This is a genomic window from Halobiforma lacisalsi AJ5 (assembly GCF_000226975.2).
GTDB lineage: Archaea > Halobacteriota > Halobacteria > Halobacteriales > Natrialbaceae > Natronobacterium > Natronobacterium lacisalsi.
Window position 1 is genome coordinate 2,936,189 of the sequence record NZ_CP019285.1, and the last position, 17,721, is coordinate 2,953,909.

Genomic DNA, 17,721 nt, shown 5'->3' on the forward strand with positions numbered 1-17,721 from the left:
CCGGTCTTGCTCGAGTATGGCCGACGATATCACGACCATCCAGGTCACCGAGGAGACGTGGCGACAGCTGAACGTGCGCAAGAACCCCGGCGAGACGTTCGACGACGTGATCCAGCGCCTGCTCGAGGAGGCCGACGGCTGAGAGGGATCGTTCAATCATCGTCGGCCGGGACCTCCGGTGAGGTGGTGAACTGCGACCGTTCGTACGGCGTTTCCGAGAGGGGTTTGATCTCCGGGAGCCCGGATCTCTGGAGTACATTGGTGAGTTCGTCTGTAGTGATCGACTTCCAGGTCCGGTGCTGGTCGGTGTACTGTCGGAGATCACCGTCGACGGAGGCGACGACGTCGGGTGAGGTGGTACCGAACGCGAGGACGACGGGGTCGTCAGTGGTCCACGTGTTCTGGATGTGAGTTGTGAGGGTCTCGAGTGTCGGCGGTGTCGTTGGTGTGTCGAGGGTCGTGGTCGTCTCGATGGTTGGGGTGTCGGTCGGTTCGGAGCCGGTGACGCGCCACTCGCGGCCGGTCCAGACCGACTCGATGCGGTGCCAAGTGTCGTCCCCGCGCTTGAATGTGTATCGTCGTGGCGGGCCGTGGGTCGGTCGCCACTGGAGGGTGAGGCGGTCGGTCATCGGCGGATCACCTCCTCGAGTCTGGTATAGAGTTGTTCGAGATCGCCTGGGATGATTGGGCGCTCGAGATGGAGGACGAGCTGGTCGGTGTAGCAGGTGGTGACGAGATACTGTGTATACGCCTCAAGGAGGTGCCGTCCCTGCTGGGTTAGGTAGTACGTCTGATTTTTGGATTCGATTACGTCGTCCGCATGGAGATCGTTGAGAGACTGCTGGATATGGTTATTGAGAAGTTCGTCGTATTGATTCTCGAGGCTTGTCTTGATAGTCGGTTGGTCTGGGCAGTGGGTCGTCTTCTCGAGTGATGCGACCGTTGCGAGGAGATCGCGTTGTAGTCCAGAGAGGGCTGTCCAGGCTGTATTGGTTGATGTTGGGGCCTGGTTGGTGATTATGGGCGATGCATCTGTCTGGTCGGGGCATTCAAGGCCCCGTGAATCGTTTTCGAACATGCTTCCGTAGCGTAGGTACGGGAGCCACGATGGATCCGGTGTCACAGCACCGGGTCCCGTTACGTTCCTCCTAGCCCCATATGATCGGGGACATGAGTCTCCCGTTAACTGATTATTCAGTAGGATCCCTAATAAATCTTCTCACCTATTAGTGATCTTGCGATCAGCTATTGTTGATTAGCATTTCGTGTATCGATACCTGTATGAATTGGCCCAGATGTATTGGGACTATGCGTCAACCCGATAGTTGGATGCAGTTGCCAACAGATGAAAGAATACTCGAGGCACTGCATTCATCGGGTATGGTCCTCTCTCCGGCTGTGATTAGCAAGAATATCGATCGGAGCAGAGAAGAGGTGACTAGACGTCTTTCTGTTCTTGTCGAGTACGGGCTTGTCACACGAGTCGAACGCGGGTATTACGAAATTTCTAAATTTGGTGAACAGTATCTCGAAGGGAACCTCAATGCTAGTGAGTTGGATCCCGACGACGATTTAGAGCAGTAAATCCAGGTTTTGTCTAATAGATAGTGCCTCTGAGAAGGTGTAGCTCAGAGCGAAAACGTGATGAACCCGTGGCCGCACCTGATGGGCAATGACTGACGACGCCGACCCGCAGGCCGTCGCGGAGGCGACCACTTCGTTCCTCGCGGACCGCGACGACGGGGAACAGGCGCTCGAGGCCGTCTTCGAGGTCGACGTGGCGTCGGAGACGTGGACGTTCGACGATGTGGCACTCAATTCCGGGACGTTCAGGGAGCTGATTTCTCGCGGAATCGTGGAGAAGGCCGACGGCGAGTATCGGGTGGCGGACATCGAGACGGTGAGGGCCGTCCTCGCCGGGGAAGAGGTTACGTCGATGGGAGCAACGGACCGCGGATTTGCCCTCGACTACGAAGTCGATCTCCGGGCGCTCTCGGCGCTGGTCGGCGCATTGGTTGTCGTCGCCGTGGCTCGCATGCTCTCCTACGGGAGCGTCTTTCAGCGCGGGTACGTCGTGTCGCCGGGGAACGATCCCTACTACTTTCGCTACTGGCTGGAAGATCGACTTACCGAGTCGTCGGGGCTGACGGATTAAGGCGTGTTCGTGGATGCACCGCACGGTATCTCGGGGCGGCGTCCGGCCACGCACGCGACCAACTGGTTTTTCGCCGAGTTGCTCGGCGGTGGGCAGGGAGCGGCCGATACGGTCGCTGCGTGGCTGCCCGTCGTCGCGTCGGTCGCGCTCGGACTGCTGATCTACAAGCTCGCCGTGTTGCTCACGCGAGACGTGCGCGTCGGTGTAGCATCGGTACTCGTCTTCGCCGTGATGCCCGTCAATGCGGTGTACACGAGCCTCGGTTTCCTTGATCACAATCTGCATCAGTACTTCTGGCTCGGAGTGACGCTGCTGTCGCTGGGCTGGCTTGCCGTCGATCTACAACGGCAGTCCGTAGGCGGCAACGGCGGACAGGACCACGATTGTGTCTATGGGCATCTTCGAGCACCTGCGACGTGGGTCGTCGCTATCGTCTTCGGAATCTCGGTCGCCGCCGGTACGCACGCCTGGGGCGGTTCGCCGTTACTGCTGATTCCTCTTGCTGGCTATATCGCGTTGCGGGCTGCGATGGACGCTCGAGAAAACATCTCTCCGGTCCTCGCGGCGCTTCCCGTCCTTGGCGGCCTGCTTATCGGAAGTACGATCTCGATCGCGTTGAACGTCCGCTGGGGCTGGCACGCGCAGTTCGTCTCGATGACGCCCGCGATGGTGTTGGCCGGCGGGCTCGTTGTGACAGCTGCCGGGGAGTTATGGCGCCGGCTCGAGATCCACCTCGGCGGGTTGCTGGCCGTCGAGGCGCTCGTCGCGGTCGCCGGGTTGTACGCCTTCCGTCGGTTGCGTCCCGAAGACTAGCTGGAAGCCAGGTCGTGGATCGACGATCTGATCGCTCGAGACTTCGCGACCGAAACCGGGTCGCTGTTCTCGACGGAGTACGCCGTCTTCTTCGGACCGCTGTACCAGCTCGGCGTCGGCTTCTACCTCGGCCTGGCCGTGCTCGGATTCGTCGCCTGGGTCGTGTATCGGCGGTACGAACCCGGCTGGCTGCTCGTCGGGACCTACGTCGGGTATCTCCTCGTGCTGGCCGGCATTCAGGTACGGTTCGCCGGGCAACTCGCGATTCCGCTCGCGATTCTGGGCGGCTTCGGCGTCGTCTACGTGCTCTCGGCGGTGGACCTGGCGTGACGGCCAGCGTTGCTTCGCGGCACGTCGCCGACGGGTAACCGTGCGGGCGCGCCATCAGTCGCCTCCGACGGCGGGCAACTCGAGCCCTCGATCTCGCTGCCGGATCGACGGGCGACGGTCTACGTCGTCGGGATCGGACTGCTGGTGTTCGGACTCAGCTTGGTCTACGTACCTAGCCTGATCGCCGATACTACTTACAGCGATGGGGAAGTGGCGGCGCTCGAGGCGATCGACGAGCACGCCGCAGCGAACGAGCGGGCGTATCCGGAGAATTATGTGCTGAGCGAATGGGGCGACAGCCGGATGTACAATCACTTCGTGAACGGGGAGTCAGAGAGGTACGGCTACGCGCAAAGTAATTATGAGGAGTTCATCACGGATTCTGATGCCGACAGCTGGTACGACCAGTTCGAGGGTCGCGTCGGCTACGTCGTCGTGACCAGCGTTGATAGCGAGATGCCGGCCGAGAGAACGTACTCGCAGTTGTTTGACGAGTATGGTGCTGGTGGGAACGAAACAGATGGCGTCGCACACTATCAGACGCTTTTCGTTGACGACGACGTTGTCGCATATGCAGTTGTTCCCGGTGCAACCCTCGAAGTGTCTGGCAAGTCGGGTGAGGAAGTGTCTCTCGAGATGGAGGTATCTGTGTCCGGCGAATCGTTCATGTACGTGCGCCAGACCGTTATTGGCGACAATGGGCAAGGAACAGTGACTGTTCCCTATGGTGGTGAGTACTCGGTCGGCAACAAGACGGTAACTGTTACCGAGGAGGATGTGCTAACCGGGCAGGCGGTTACTGTCGCAAAGAACAGTTCATGACCAGGAGTGATCGGGCGCTCGAGTGGATGATAAACTGGTTAGAAGCGCACGCGGCTATGAGGTTAGGTGTAGCTTCGAGGACTCTTTGACCCATGCCCAGTCGAAAATTCAACTATATAATTAAATACAACAACAAACAAGGTAATTATAATACAGATATTATTGTTGGGGTAGGAATTCCTCTTAAACTAGAATAGCTGTTGAATGGCTATCGGGCAATTTCAACCAATGTAGTTATATACTTCTCAATTGAGTTTGGAAGCTGTTGGATAATTTTATTAACTTCGCTTTTGTGAATTATTTCGAATTTGATCATCAAGGTTGCGTAGACCATAAATCCAATGGGGGGAACAATTAATAGAGAAAGAAGAGATGAGTCAATTACTGAGGAAACACCGAAAATAACTACGCCGGCGATCATGGCAACAGTTGTAATCCTCCAAAATCGAAGATCAGCTATCGGATTATAGCCTATTTGTCGTGCTGCATATATATGGAGGATCATCATAGAACCATAGCCAATACTTGTTGCGATTGCAGCACCTACCATTTCATATCGAGGAATAAGTAAGATATTTAGACAAAGATTCACTAACGCGGCAGTTCCAGTTGCTACAATTAAGATCGGAAGTTCTCCTTTCCCTTGACCTACTGCGAATATCGGGCGAGCAAGTGAAAATCCAATGACACCTGGAAGCAGGAGAAGGAGCGGAAGGACGACTGGTTCAAATTCGGATCCAAAATAAAAGGGAACAAAATCGTCAGCAAGTACTGCGAGGCCAATCGCGAGTAAGATAACAAGTGAGAGATTATGCCGAGTTATTTGGGAAACCATCATTGTAATTCGATCTGTCCGCCCTTTTGCCCAAAGTTCTGATGTAGAATGTAAGAGAACCATCTGCAGTGCGTTAGGAACAAACCATAGGAACTCGGCAATGGTGAGCGCAGCACGGTAATACCCGGTAGCTTCGCTACCGGCTAGTGGCCTTAACAGGAGAATATCAATATGGTATAGCGAAGAAGTGAGTAATATCAGAATGACACTGAGACCATTAAATGAGAGTAATTCTTGTTTTGGAAAGTCAGGAGGGGTTTTATCGAAAATTTTCCTAAGGTTGATTCGATTGGATAATATTCTAAATGCTAGAAATGAAACAGTGAGACTAGCAATGACATGACCTGTGAGAATACCGACAACTCCATGTCCAAAATAAGTAAGTGAGAGTCCTATAAGAGCAAAGATTACTTTTCTCAGTATATTAAGCGGTTCACTTTGGTTTTCGAATCCAAGTCCCATTAGTCCTCCACGAGCAAGCGAGTACGTTTGACGGATTATGATTAAACTACTGAGAAGATAAAAATAGACGGTAAATTCTGGACTGAACAATTGTTTGGAGAAACCTGCCCATGAGAAAACAGCATAGATGATGGACACAAATATTGCTAGTCCAAACGCAATACGGAGATAAAATCCAAAGACATATTCGGTCCAATTCGGGTGATCTCTTTCCTCTGCAATGTACTTTCGCATTCCATCGAAAATTCCCGCATTAGCGAGAACCATGGTGACTCCTAAAACGGAAAGGAGGAACGCGTAATCGCCGTATTGGGCGCTACCAAGTAAGCGGACGAGAATGGGTGTTGTTAGTAACCCAATGAGGAGTACAGTGACTTTTGCTCCAAGGATTGAGATGAATCCTCGGAGCACATTCGTTCGCATTCTCCTTTACAGCTATCTCGACGCTCGTAAAAAGAATTCGCTTCCGCGTGAGGAAATCTTGGTAACATCGAATCCAGATTCCTCAAGGAATACATGCACCTCAGATGCGCTATCTCCGAATTTAGGAAGTTTCTCTGGATGGACCTCAATATATGCGAGCCGAACATGATTTCGGAACGTCTCACTTAAACCACGGAGTACTAACATCTCTGCACCTTCGACATCAATCTTCATGACCGTTGGATTCGGCAGTCCGTGTCGGTCAATTATTGTATCACCTCGAGCCATCTTAACTTCGATCGTTTCTGTCTCTTGGTCGGTAGCAATCATGTGCTCGCCTTCTCCCGCTTCGTTACCTGAAAGTGATAGATCAATTGTTCCATCAGAATCTGAGAGAGCTATATCTATAACATTGGCATCAGTATTATTTAATTTGATATTCTCACGTAGCCTATCTACATTCTGTGGTTCCGGTTCGAAGGCGACAATCTGTCCTGGTCCGAGTTTTGAGGCAATAAAACAGGTATAGGTGCCGACGTTCGCACCTACATCGTAAACTATGTCATCTGGCTCAAGAGAGCAGAGTAAATCCTCTAAGATCGATTCTTCCCCAGAAAGATCGCGAAAACGAATAAACTCAGTATAATTATTAATCTTGAATTTTGCCGTTTGGTTTGAAACTGTATATCCCTGTATATTGTTTGAAAGTCGATAAACTAACTTCCAGTATGGGCCTGAAAGATAATTATTAAGGCCTGTATGTCGAACTGCTTGACGGAGATGGCCTCTATAAATCCTGTCCCTCGCTTTACGTAGCAATGACCCTAAATTCAAAAATTTGGTCATAGTTATTCGGATATCAACCAACACTCATCAGTTAATCGTTTTGCTCTTGAATTGAAGCCATCATAACCCCTGCACATCAGAACACAAACACTAAAAGTATTGATAAATGGGTTTAATCATATCCCTCAGAGCCGGGTATTGTTTTAATTTTTTATCTATATGGTGTACAATAATAATTTTCCAATTATAATCCTTAGGTTGATAATCGTGATAGGGGGTTTTACTTAAATAGTCCCACCAATCTTGTTTGAATGGACGAACAGTTCTGTAATACCAAGGCTTGTTACCTCCAGTAAAATGAACTATTTTCGGGTCCAGTTCGTGGTCACTTTCATCATATTTCTCTATCCATTCTTGCATCATGTTGTATTTTGGGTGAAATGTTTTCCAAAACCCTTCTTCATGAATGATCTCATTCAATATCTTTTGGAGCGGCAATCGCATGTTATGGTTTTCTTCAATATATTCAAGGCATTTTTCTTCGATCTCACATTCCCTCCATTTTTCCAAGTTGATTAACATCACTCCTGTATTATACCATAAATTATCAATCGATAATCCTTCAAAAGGGGAAATGAGTTCTAAATGAGGCACAGCTCCAATCATAGCTCCCTCCAATTCTTTATTCATCAGATCACCAATTGAACTAACTATTAATGTATCACAATCAATGTATAGAACTTTATTTATATCCTCTGGCAGTAGTGTACCTAATAGTATCCGGTAGTAAATACCTTTAGTCAAATGCCTTGGTTCAGGATAATCAGCAAACAGATCGTCATTTATAGTAATATAATTTATATTTATGCCGCCGTGAACATCGTGTAAATAATCAATATTCTCGTCAAACATTTCATTTTTCTCATTACATATTATATATATGTTAGCATTTATCGATCTATTATTTTCCAATAAAGAGTATATTGAATTATATAACGGGATCCAATAATTTTCATCAGTTGCATATACTATGTTCTTGGTCATTTCTTATGCTGCATACAAGTGATTCAAAAGTACTTCGTTGTAACGGATCCACTTTCACTCTATTGGATCGTCTAGTTAGGGCGGTTGAGAACCGAGCAAGTCGTAGAGTCTTGGACATGCAACTCACAGGCCTGCTCAACGGGTCTTACGCGACGAATTTAGGAGAATTTATGCTCATGGTTGATTCTTAATGCAATGGTTGGACGACGAAGCGCCGATCCTGCCGCTGAATTTGTTCACAGATTAACCGAGATAGACGATCTCTCCGAGGTGTGATTTTCATCGAATGCTACGGCTATCGGCCTGCTCCCTCGACCCGGACTGAGCTTGACCATGTCGAGAGACCTGATTGAAAGTGGTTTCATACTCTCAAAATACGGATCGACCATCCTTGTGGGTGGCCAATTGGGCCAGCGGCAGAGAAACAGTTCCTACACTACTACAAGACACAATCATCATATAGTGCTAAATTAGACAGCGCCCTGAAGGGAGTTTTACTTTAAGATAGCCAACTCCGAACTCACTTCCGACCTATAAGTCAAACTTTGGAATCTTTTCGAACACTGGCATGGACAGTAGTTGCCCATATAGTAACAAATAGCGTAATAATGCGCTGGTTATAAACTATCTGATCTGTGATACCATATAATATTGCAGCTGCTACCAGCCCAATTGAAACTGACGCGAGTAATTTATCTATAGAATCCCCATTACCATTTCCGTGTAATACTAACGTGGATCTTCGCACAATCGCTGCATAAAAGAGTGTGAAAACAAAAGCGCCACTAATCCCATATCGAAATATAATTGAAATCCATTCACCATCAGTTCCTCCAAACTCTTTGAAATATAACCAATTTGGCCCATGACCTATAAAATAGGTTACTGTGTTACTTTCAAAATTTCTAAATAGATCCCTCCAAATTTCGAAGCGAATTCCTAGTGTAGAGAGATCACGAACTTGGAGCAATACATTATATCTATTCGGGAGAAATCCGAAGTATAGGAGTAGGGTAAACAAGATAATTCCGAAGATTACGAAAAATAGTATCTTTCCAATCCCTTCATTTTCAGAATAGAACATTAATGCAAATGATATAGCTAAGGCTGCAATAAGAGCAATTAATCCCGTTCGTGACTGCGTGAATACTAATGTGAAAAAACCAACCATTGTTGTAAATATACACAAACAAACGAGCCATGAGTTATAATTCCTATTGTAGTAATGGTGATAAAGGAGTGAGGTTGAAATTACTATTCCAGGAACTAGCAAAATCGCAAACCTATTTGGATTTACAGCTGTTCCAAAAATACGTGTTTGATTAATAAGGGTATCCACATGGACTCCTGCGTAATATCTTACAAAAGGAACTGCCTCTGGACCTAGGTAAAGAATAAGACCGGATTGAATCAGACTTAGTAGTGATGCCAAAAGCGTGAATAAAACAATTAATAATGTTATATGGTAACGGTGGCGAGGTTCCTCTGTCAAATAATAAATAAAAACAATTATTGCAATTATTCTTAGCGGGTGTAATAATTCAGTTACTGACTGGGGTGCAACTGGAATATTGAGGAACACTGATTGATATACCATACATATACTAATAAATATTATAAAGGGGACCAAATACAGGGCTAATCGTGGAACGACAAGATGGGAGTATGAAAACTGTACTGGTAAGGCTATACCCGCGAGAAATAGTAGTATAATTAGATCTTCAGGGCGGAAAACTGAGAGGACTGGTATAAAAAATACTAGCCCTAAAAATAATAATTTAATGTTATAGGATATAGTTTCATTTAAGTATTTTTCTGAGTTATGTTCCGAAACTTCCATTGAATTATCTTTTCTCATAAACATTCTTTTAGTAATTCTTCATACTTTTGAACTGCGCGTTCAATAGTAAATTCAGTAGCACGTTCGTGAAGTCTGGCGTAGTTCTCTGAATTCTTAAGAGAATTAGATATTGCATTTGCGAGTGCTATTTCATCACCAACAGGAACCAATGTACCATAAGTCCCACCGTCCAGGACTTCTGATGGGCCATACGGACAATCAGTTGATACTACTGGTGTACCTGTCCCCAATGCTTCAATTAGCACTAGAGATAATCCCTCTATTTTCGAAGATAATACAAATAGATCAGAGTGATACATATAATCAAATGGGTCCTTGATAAATCCAGGCATCCATATATGCTCAGACACCCCTAACTGGTCTGCTAGATCTTTATACTTTTCTGTAAGTTCTCCTTCTCCTAATAAGACTAATCGCGCATTATGTTCTGGCGGCAGTTTAGCAAATGATTTTATTAATGTTGTATAGTCCTTTTGTTCAACATGCCTCCCTGCACTCATTATAGTGGAGACATTCTCATTTCTAAACCAAGGATGTGCTGGCTGATCATAATCCTTCCCAATAAACTCTTTTTCGAAAACAGGATTATAAATCGTCTTAACTTCAGTTTGCGGAAGGTTCGCCCATTTACACACATCTTTTGTGGTCCCCTTAGAGACACCAACAATATGGTCTGCATATTTATAAGTTATCTGTGCCAAAATCCGATCTCGCTTCGCTGTTAATGAATTTTTCTTTGATAGCGTTGTATGCTCTGTGACCAAAGTGACAGCTGGATCACCAGCTATTTTGTTCGCTATGATTGATAGGATATTAGCTTGAGTCATAATAGATATTATTGTATCTGGCTTAGTGCTGTGTATATAACGAACTAGAGATTGTAAACTCCACCGAGCTCTTTCTACACCAAGGTCTACAGTATTTACTCTGTTAGGTATATCTTCTACCATCTTCCCCTGCCTATTTAATAAAACCATATCTACATCGTAACCTAAATCGGAAAACCCTTTAGATAAATTGATTGCAACCCTCTCTGCACCACCAATAGCAAGGTTTCCAATGAATATGGTTATCTTTATGTTTGATTTCTTTTCCATTATTGGATCAACCTAATTTTATAGAAGTACACGTTCTATTGGGTATTGAACTCTTCAAATACTGCTATCTGCCTGGTAACCTATTATTGTTTGGGTTCTGAGATAGCATTCTACATCTGGATTGAGTCGACGATATTGTCGTAACTTGCTTAACGTCGAATTCAGGCACTGTTTAGTTCTGGACCTCTCAACAGGTTTTCCGTTGGAGTTTGAACGTTCGCCCTACTTTTCCCATGAATTATGAATCTGGTCGATATTCATTTGAGAATGTGTAGTACCATACAGTCAAGACCATTCGCCCTTGATCTCGTTAGTGGTTTCATCAACGAACCTACCGTCGGTATTGCCATCTGCGAATCGCGTTCGCTGTTACCAACTCATGGATCTAGTTCAAACCATTCGTAAAAACATTCAATGTTCTAAATCCACTGTATCGTTGTCGCTGAGCTGGTCTGGGATCATCAATTAAGTTAACTTCGCTACTCAGTCTATTGAATTGGATAGTATATTCAATAATGATCTATACAACTGATTGGAATAGTTTATGGGTGTCTTTAACTGTTTTTTCCCAGGAAAAGTCCCGTGCCCGATGTTTTCCATCTTTAGCTAACTGTTCTTGTAGTTCTTCACTTGTGAGTATTTTCTCAAGACTTTTCATGAGATCTGTTGGATCATCTGGATCAAATAGAAGTGCTGCGTCGTCAACGATCTCAGGAATAGCACTTGTTCTTGAAGCTATTACCGGGGTTTCCGCAGCCATTGATTCCACTAATGGATGTCCAAAGGTCTCTAGTTTTGAAGGTAATACTGAGACAGTAGCATGAGAAAACAGATATGGTATAGCTTGGTAATCTATGCGACCTAAAAAGACGATATCATCCCCAATACCATGTTCCTGAACCAAATCCATTAATGAATTGAAATATGACGGTTTTGGTGTGCCTCCAGCAATAACAAGTGGGTGTTTTTTTTGCAGATCCGTCGGAAGTTTGGCAAAGCCGTTAATTAGGGCTTCGTAGTTTTTATGAGGATATATCGTCGATACACATAATATATACCCAGGTTCTTTATTAGCTATGTTTTTCACCTTGTCATCTTGTGGCACAATAGGCTCAGAAAACATATCTACATCAATACCGTGGTATATTAAGGTACACTTTTCAGAATCAATGTCAATAGATGATTGTACGAGGTTCTGGAAATATTCAGATACAAAGATTACTTTAGATGATCGACGAGCAGATAATTTAGCGAGACTACGGTGTACGAGATGCCTCAACTGAAGCTTTAGACTTCGTGACCGATCTACTGCATATGGATTCGGATTTCGGAATGCAATAATGGTTGGACATGGTGATATCAGTGTTGTAATATCTGTGGGTGAATATAAAATATCAATATTATATTTTTGTAAATGTAAGGGAAAAAGCAACTGCTCATATAGTAGGCGTAGTAGAATAAAATTCACTGGAAATTTTATTTCTATATATTCTATATTACCTTCATCTATTTCAGGGATATCTGACTGGTTACTAGAAACAAAAATGTAATATTGGTCATCTGTCTCTGCCAGTCGAGGAAGTACATTTTTTAAATAGGTTGTACCTCCCCCCCTATTGAATGGTAGTCCGTTGACTGCTATATTCATATGATATGGTTGTCTACTAAATAGCTAAATATCCATTGGTATCACTCATATTCTTGAATTAGAAGTTTCTTCTTTCCTGACTCAGTTAAATCTATACTTTCCACGAAATTTATTTCAATATTGAAATCCTCGCCAAGCTTTCCTTGTAAATCATCAATAATTTCATCAGGATCTACGGCAGTTGAATCACTGTGTGGTTCAATCCTAATGGTGATTTCGCCAGGATTTTCCTGATAGAACTGGATCGAGCTCACTCCATCAAGAGTACTTCCATGCATTGTATAATAGATAGTATGTATTGGCACCTCGTTTGATTCGTCAATGAAGATAGTTCTTTCTTTCTCCTCTCGTCCTTGGAGGGATTCCACGGTTCGATACTCACGTCCGCAAGGGCAGTCTCCAACTGATCCTTTGATTGCATAGTCCCCTGTTCGATATCGAATGAATGGCATTGACTTATTCAAGAATCCTGTAGCAACGATTTCTCCTCGTTCTCCGATCGAGACCTCTTGTCCATCATCATCCAAAATTTCTGTAACCCCATACTGTGGATAAAAGTGGTAGTCATTTGAGTACTCACATTCTGCGGCAAGTGCGACTTTCTCAGATTGTCCATAGTGCGAAAACAATCTTGTATTGAACGTATCTTCAATTATCTCGCGCTGTGTTTGATAGACATTTTCAGATGCTGCCAAGACAGCAGTAATATTTGGCAGGTGTTTTGAATTATCTTGAGATAATTTTGCGAACTTAGTGATTGCAGAGGGATATCCATGAATGTAGTCAGGATTTATATTTTGGATTTTTTGTATATAGTGATCTATGGTGTTTGAATTCAAATGGAAAGGGGAAAACTCATAAGTATTATATATTGGATTATATTCCCAATATTTTTCTCTATCGGTGTTTTCATAATTGTTTCCTTTGAAAGTGATCATCTGGTCTCCAGGAGAGTATCCTACTCGTCGCCATCCATGCATAATGAACGCCCATTCGGCGCCGTATGCGGAATCATCCAAAAGAAATGAAAAGGGTTTACCTGAGGTACCTCCTGTAGTTACGTTATGCGTGCTTTTCGGATTAAGTGATTCGGACTTAAATTCATATTTATTTTCCCTGAGTAAGTCTTTGTCTACAATCGGAAATTCTTTGAGATTTAGAAAGGGATCATCATGAGATAATTCGATATTATGGTAATAGGGCACGTTCTCTACTGCATGTTGAAGTAGATCTTGGAGTTGCTCTCGTTGATATGCATTTAATTGTTCATGAGACCACATTTCTGACTGATCCAAGAACGAATATGTATCAGAAAAATTACTCCCTCCGAGACGATACTTAATAGGTATATATTCAATTGGCTTTCGAAAGATCTCTGGGGTACGACGATAGAGTGTCCGAATATGATTGAGTGTCATATTATATTATATTATATTATTTAATATTATTCCAACGTCTCTTATAATTCTCGATCAATTTCCGTCGGTGTGTCGGTCATCATCGAATCCTGGATCGCGAACGTCAAGAGCGAAGATTCAACGATATCTCGTATCGGAATAGGTGCCGATAATCCATTTTGAATCGCATCAGCAAACTTTTGAAATTCGGTTTCAAATCCTTTTGATTGACCTAACCCGAGACGACCAGTCTTGAAGTCATTAATTCTAAATGTCTCTCCCTGATGAAATATCTCAATAGACTCTTTTCCTTCTGATTCCTTGCCCAATGTTGTATACGTGATCGTTCCAGTTGAACCGTCCTGGAACTTGATGATCGATTGTACGTTCTGCGGGGTTGGCGAATCATTAGGAATGTTTGGCCCGACAGCATACACTCGCTCAGGATCAGATCCCGAAAAGAATTGAAGAAGATCCACGAAGTGACATACTTCTCCGACGATACGGCCGCCTCCCTCTTCGGGATCGATCGTCCAGTGATCAGATGGAACAGGCCCAGCATTGATACGGTATTGTGCCATGAAGGGTGCACTCCGACTCGAAAGCTGATCTTTGATTTTTCTCGCTGGTTCAGAAAACCGTCGGTTATAGCCAACCATAAGCCGCCCACAGGATGCTTGCTCTGCGTCGACGACCGCTTGCAACTCTTCCCGATCCAGTGCTGGGGGTTTCTCGACGTGAACATCTTTCCCTGCTTCAAGCGCTTTGACGGCGATTTCCGCGTGAAGATTGTGCCGCGTCGCAACTACTACGAGATCGATTGACTCGTCTTCGATGATTTCCTCATAGTCTGTTGTGACGTACTCGGCATCGTACTTCTCTCCGACTGTCTTTCCACTTATCCCCGTCGCTGAAGCAACTGCCGTGATGCTCAAATCATCGATCTTCGAGATTGTTGGTAACAATGTACTGGTCGCAAAGTTCCCGGCTCCAATCATCCCGACCGATAGCTGCCCACTCATGGGGCGCTTTGAAACTGATTCGAGATCGAGCCGTCGATTCTGTTTCCTATGCCGTGACTCGTATTTTAGCACGATACCAGTATAATCACCACCGTCTAGTATCAGGTCGTACGCTTCCAGTGCGTCGTTGAACGGGAAAGTGTGGGAGACAAGATTATCGAGATTGACCCTACCTTCCTCAAGGAGCCGGACGAACTCTGCCATATTTCGGTTTTCCGTCCACCGGACGTGTCCGATCGGATACTCGTGTCCTTTCTCCTCGTACTCCCGGTCATACCGGCCGGGGCCGTACGAGCGAGAGACGCGGAAATCCAGTTCCTTCTCGTAATACTGCTCTCTTGGAATGTCCATCCCCACGTCACCGACGACAGAAACCCGTCCCCTCTCTCGGACGATATCGCCGGCCATCTCTACTGGCTGAGCCGAATCCGTTGCCGCCGCGATGATCACGCCGTCGACACCTGGACCACCACTGAACGCTTCCGCCACCTGTTCCACATCGTCAACTCCGATTACGGCCCCTGTTGTGAGTTCCGTCGCTTCCTCGACCTTCGACGGATCGATATCGATTCCAAACACAGGATGACCATAGGCGGACAATAGCTGTGTTGTGAGTCGACCGACCAGACCGAGCCCGATCACCGCGATCTTCTCACCCGGCGTCGGGTCGAGCCGGCGAATCCCCTGCAGCGCGATCGCTCCAACCGTCGTGAAGGCCGCATCTCGGAGCTCAACCGAGTCGGGGACCTGGACACAGAGGTTCTCCGGGACGTGGTTGACCTCTGCGTGAGTCGCGTATTCAGCACCACCGCAGGCGACGCGATCTCCGACCGAGAGACCCGTCACATCGTCGCCGACGTTGATCACCCGCCCGGAGCAACTGTAACCGAGAGGAAGGGGCTTGTCAAGGCGGGATTTCACCGATCGATACGTGGCCTGAAGTCCATCTCTTCTAGCCTTTTCAATAGCCTGTTTCACGAGGTCTGGACGTTCTTTGGCTTTTCCTAAGAGACTCTTTTTTGCCAGATCGATCAGCATCTGCTCGGTTCCGGCACTAACAAGTGAATACCGAGTGTCGACAAGAACTCCGTTCGAGGAGACACGCGGGTCTGGAACCTCGACAAGTTCCAACTCGCCGCTGTCAAAGTTCTGCTGGAGTTGCCGCATTATATCACCTCTTTCGTCTTCTGTGGTTTTTGTGTTATCATTTGTATATCGTACCAATTGAAAACCGTAATTCGAGTCCGGTCGAGATCATCAGTCCAGTTCCGAAAGATGAACTCCATATGTTCCCGGGGTCTCTCGAGACACTACAATCACCGGTCTAGACTGTGCCTCACCATATTCCGGATAGTACGGAGCTGTATCGATGTCGACTTCGGCGTAATCGAATATCTCTACTTCCACTATCGGTGTTCCGTTAGCATCTTCTATAGTAACACATTCGTTATTTTGGTCAAAATAGGTTTCACACTCGGGGTGAACGTGAAAACGACTTACAACCGGTCCCTCCTCGGAGTTGATCTGATCAGTAATACGCCATCGATCCGATTCTGATTCAATCTGCCGTTCATGTTCATACCTCGGTCGACCGATACCGCCAATTTCGTAAGCCATTCGTAGGCGGTTATTCTTCTGATACTCTACTTCCGGACCGAAACTTCCCAACAACCAGAACGAAGATGCTAGTCGAACTGGCTCTGTGTCGCCGACCTGGACCGTGTTATGACTCCGAACGCTTCGAGCACGTTGTCTACGGGGACCGGCCGCGTATTCGAACACACCCGTGTCCGTTAATACCCGCTTGCCGTCCACCCACAGACAGACCTGTCCGGGATGAACGTGAGCATGCCCAGGAAGATGTGGAACCGTTATCTCATGCGCAGCGACGAGCAGGCGAGTGTCGTCATTTCCGAACCAGTAAAATCCTGATTCTGGGAGTGATTTCTCGTGCGTCTGCTTATTGTGATCCAAACTGGCCTCAATTCCAACACTTTTCGCATATGCAAGACACGACGAAAGGGGAAGTGCCTCCCCGAACACGGAATCGTTGAAAAGAGGTATCCGATCATCCGGCGGCTGAAGCCGTTCTAGGAACTCAATTCCGTCGTTTGCGGCACTCCGAATTTTCTCGGATCCGTCGCCAATTGACTCCAGCAGATCCACTGCCGTTAGGAACCGCTGGCAAACGATAAGGTGATACATCGGACTTCGTTCGATATGCCCACCGTCTTTGAAGAACTGGGTCTCGGCAGCCCGTTCGAAGATCCGACGCCCCTGCTTCCACAAGGTCGGCTCGTCGGCGTACACTCCGGCTACAACGAGCGCAACGGCATTCTCAACGAGATGGTTCCCTCCCACTCCGTGTTCAACGTTGTCCGAGAGGAAGACTGCGTTCTTGTAAACGAATCGCCGGATTTCCTTGCGAAATTCTTTGTCGAGATGCTCTGCGAACAAGGAATCGTACCGCGCCCAATTTAGGATGCGGAGACAGACCGAGTGAGGCATCCAGTATCGTCTTAAATACCGGGTGTCGGTGGCGATCGGATGGTCGCCTATCCAGTCATCGAGCCACGCCCGATGGACTGCAATATCGTCGTCAGAAATCTTTGAAGGATCGTGAGACGACAACCAAACCGGCTCGAGATGCTCGAACCCCCAGCACTTGAGCTTCCAGTGAAGCGACTGCTCTAGCACTCTCGGCGCATCTACTGACACGGCTTTCCCACCCTCAAACGATACCGTTTCGTTGAGGAACGTGATTTCCCCGCCGATAGCTACTTCTGCCTCCCTCGCGTACTCATCTCGCTTCTCAGCGGTGCTCTCCTGGAGACGAACGGTATTTTGACGAATCGGCTCAGTACGGGGCGTGAAATCCTTGGGAATCCGAGTTTCGTACCGAGCGTCGACATCTATCGGCAAGCGTGACAACACTGACGACTTGGCAGTACGAGTTATGATTCCAAACAACTGTCTCGGCTGTTTATTGAGTGCAGTCCCGAGGAGCGTTAAGTAATCTGTCATCG

The 17,721-nt window shown here is 46.7% G+C and carries 13 protein-coding genes and 1 pseudogene; 3 read left to right on the forward strand and 11 right to left on the reverse strand.

The window, feature by feature from the left end; all coding sequences use genetic code 11:
- The first annotated feature begins 16 nt into the window (after positions 1 to 16).
- Positions 17 to 142 (forward strand): antitoxin VapB family protein, encoded by a 126-nt coding sequence (locus tag CHINAEXTREME_RS21510; protein ID WP_076738743.1) that lies wholly within the window; start codon positions 17 to 19, stop codon positions 140 to 142.
- A 10-nt stretch (positions 143 to 152) separates the two neighbouring features.
- On the opposite strand, the gene CHINAEXTREME_RS14305 is transcribed toward CHINAEXTREME_RS21510, so the two are convergent.
- Both CHINAEXTREME_RS14305 and CHINAEXTREME_RS14310 read right to left on the reverse strand, forming a co-directional pair.
- A complete protein-coding gene (locus CHINAEXTREME_RS14305) occupies positions 153 to 629 on the reverse strand; it encodes a hypothetical protein (protein WP_007143889.1) in 477 nt (158 codons plus the stop codon).
- On the reverse strand, positions 626 to 1,123 hold the full coding sequence (locus CHINAEXTREME_RS14310; protein WP_238593290.1) for a PadR family transcriptional regulator: 498 nt from the start codon (positions 1,121 to 1,123) through the stop codon (positions 626 to 628). Before CHINAEXTREME_RS14310 ends, CHINAEXTREME_RS14305 begins: the two co-directional genes overlap by 4 nt.
- A gap of 185 nt (positions 1,124 to 1,308) precedes the next feature.
- Between CHINAEXTREME_RS14310 and CHINAEXTREME_RS22280 the strand changes: the two genes are divergently transcribed.
- Together CHINAEXTREME_RS22280 and CHINAEXTREME_RS14320 are read left to right on the forward strand one after the other, a co-directional pair.
- The gene (locus CHINAEXTREME_RS22280) at positions 1,309 to 1,584 is read left to right on the forward strand and encodes a winged helix-turn-helix domain-containing protein (protein ID WP_029601727.1); all 276 of its coding nucleotides are present in this window, start codon (positions 1,309 to 1,311) and stop codon (positions 1,582 to 1,584) included.
- A gap of 88 nt (positions 1,585 to 1,672) precedes the next feature.
- Positions 1,673 to 4,120, forward strand: a pseudogene (locus CHINAEXTREME_RS14320) (MFS transporter).
- A 208-nt stretch (positions 4,121 to 4,328) separates the two neighbouring features.
- Here CHINAEXTREME_RS14320 and CHINAEXTREME_RS14325 read toward each other — a convergent pair.
- The 9 genes from CHINAEXTREME_RS14325 to CHINAEXTREME_RS14365 all read right to left on the reverse strand — a co-directional run bounded on the left by CHINAEXTREME_RS14325 (position 4,329) and on the right by CHINAEXTREME_RS14365 (position 17,719).
- Positions 4,329 to 5,840, reverse strand: a complete 1,512-nt coding sequence (locus CHINAEXTREME_RS14325) for a flippase (RefSeq protein ID WP_007143886.1) — start codon at positions 5,838 to 5,840, stop codon at positions 4,329 to 4,331.
- A 12-nt stretch (positions 5,841 to 5,852) separates the two neighbouring features.
- The gene (locus CHINAEXTREME_RS14330) at positions 5,853 to 6,686 is read right to left on the reverse strand and encodes an FkbM family methyltransferase (protein ID WP_238593291.1); all 834 of its coding nucleotides are present in this window, start codon (positions 6,684 to 6,686) and stop codon (positions 5,853 to 5,855) included.
- Positions 6,687 to 6,776: 90 nt separating this feature from the next.
- Positions 6,777 to 7,670, reverse strand: coding sequence for a glycosyltransferase family 8 protein (locus tag CHINAEXTREME_RS14335; RefSeq protein WP_007143884.1), 894 nt, complete (start codon positions 7,668 to 7,670; stop codon positions 6,777 to 6,779).
- Positions 7,671 to 8,208: 538 nt separating this feature from the next.
- Positions 8,209 to 9,528: an O-antigen ligase family protein gene (locus CHINAEXTREME_RS21515; RefSeq protein WP_162276103.1), complete on the reverse strand. Its 1,320-nt coding sequence runs from the start codon at positions 9,526 to 9,528 to the stop codon at positions 8,209 to 8,211.
- A complete protein-coding gene (locus CHINAEXTREME_RS14345; protein ID WP_007143883.1) occupies positions 9,525 to 10,628 on the reverse strand; it encodes a glycosyltransferase in 1,104 nt (367 codons plus the stop codon). The genes CHINAEXTREME_RS21515 and CHINAEXTREME_RS14345 overlap by 4 nt, the downstream gene beginning before the upstream one ends.
- 520 nt (positions 10,629 to 11,148) lie before the next feature.
- On the reverse strand, positions 11,149 to 12,276 hold the full coding sequence (locus CHINAEXTREME_RS14350; RefSeq protein WP_076738745.1) for a glycosyltransferase family 4 protein: 1,128 nt from the start codon (positions 12,274 to 12,276) through the stop codon (positions 11,149 to 11,151).
- Positions 12,277 to 12,317: 41 nt separating this feature from the next.
- Entirely contained in the window at positions 12,318 to 13,481 is a 1,164-nt protein-coding gene (locus CHINAEXTREME_RS14355) for a phenylacetate--CoA ligase family protein (RefSeq protein ID WP_238593292.1), read from the reverse strand.
- A gap of 254 nt (positions 13,482 to 13,735) precedes the next feature.
- Positions 13,736 to 15,862, reverse strand: a complete 2,127-nt coding sequence (locus CHINAEXTREME_RS14360; protein ID WP_007143881.1) for a bi-domain-containing oxidoreductase — start codon at positions 15,860 to 15,862, stop codon at positions 13,736 to 13,738.
- Positions 15,863 to 15,952: 90 nt separating this feature from the next.
- Complete coding sequence (locus tag CHINAEXTREME_RS14365) at positions 15,953 to 17,719, reverse strand: heparinase II/III family protein (RefSeq protein ID WP_076738746.1); 1,767 nt, start codon at positions 17,717 to 17,719, stop codon at positions 15,953 to 15,955.
- Positions 17,720 to 17,721: the final 2 nt, after the last annotated feature.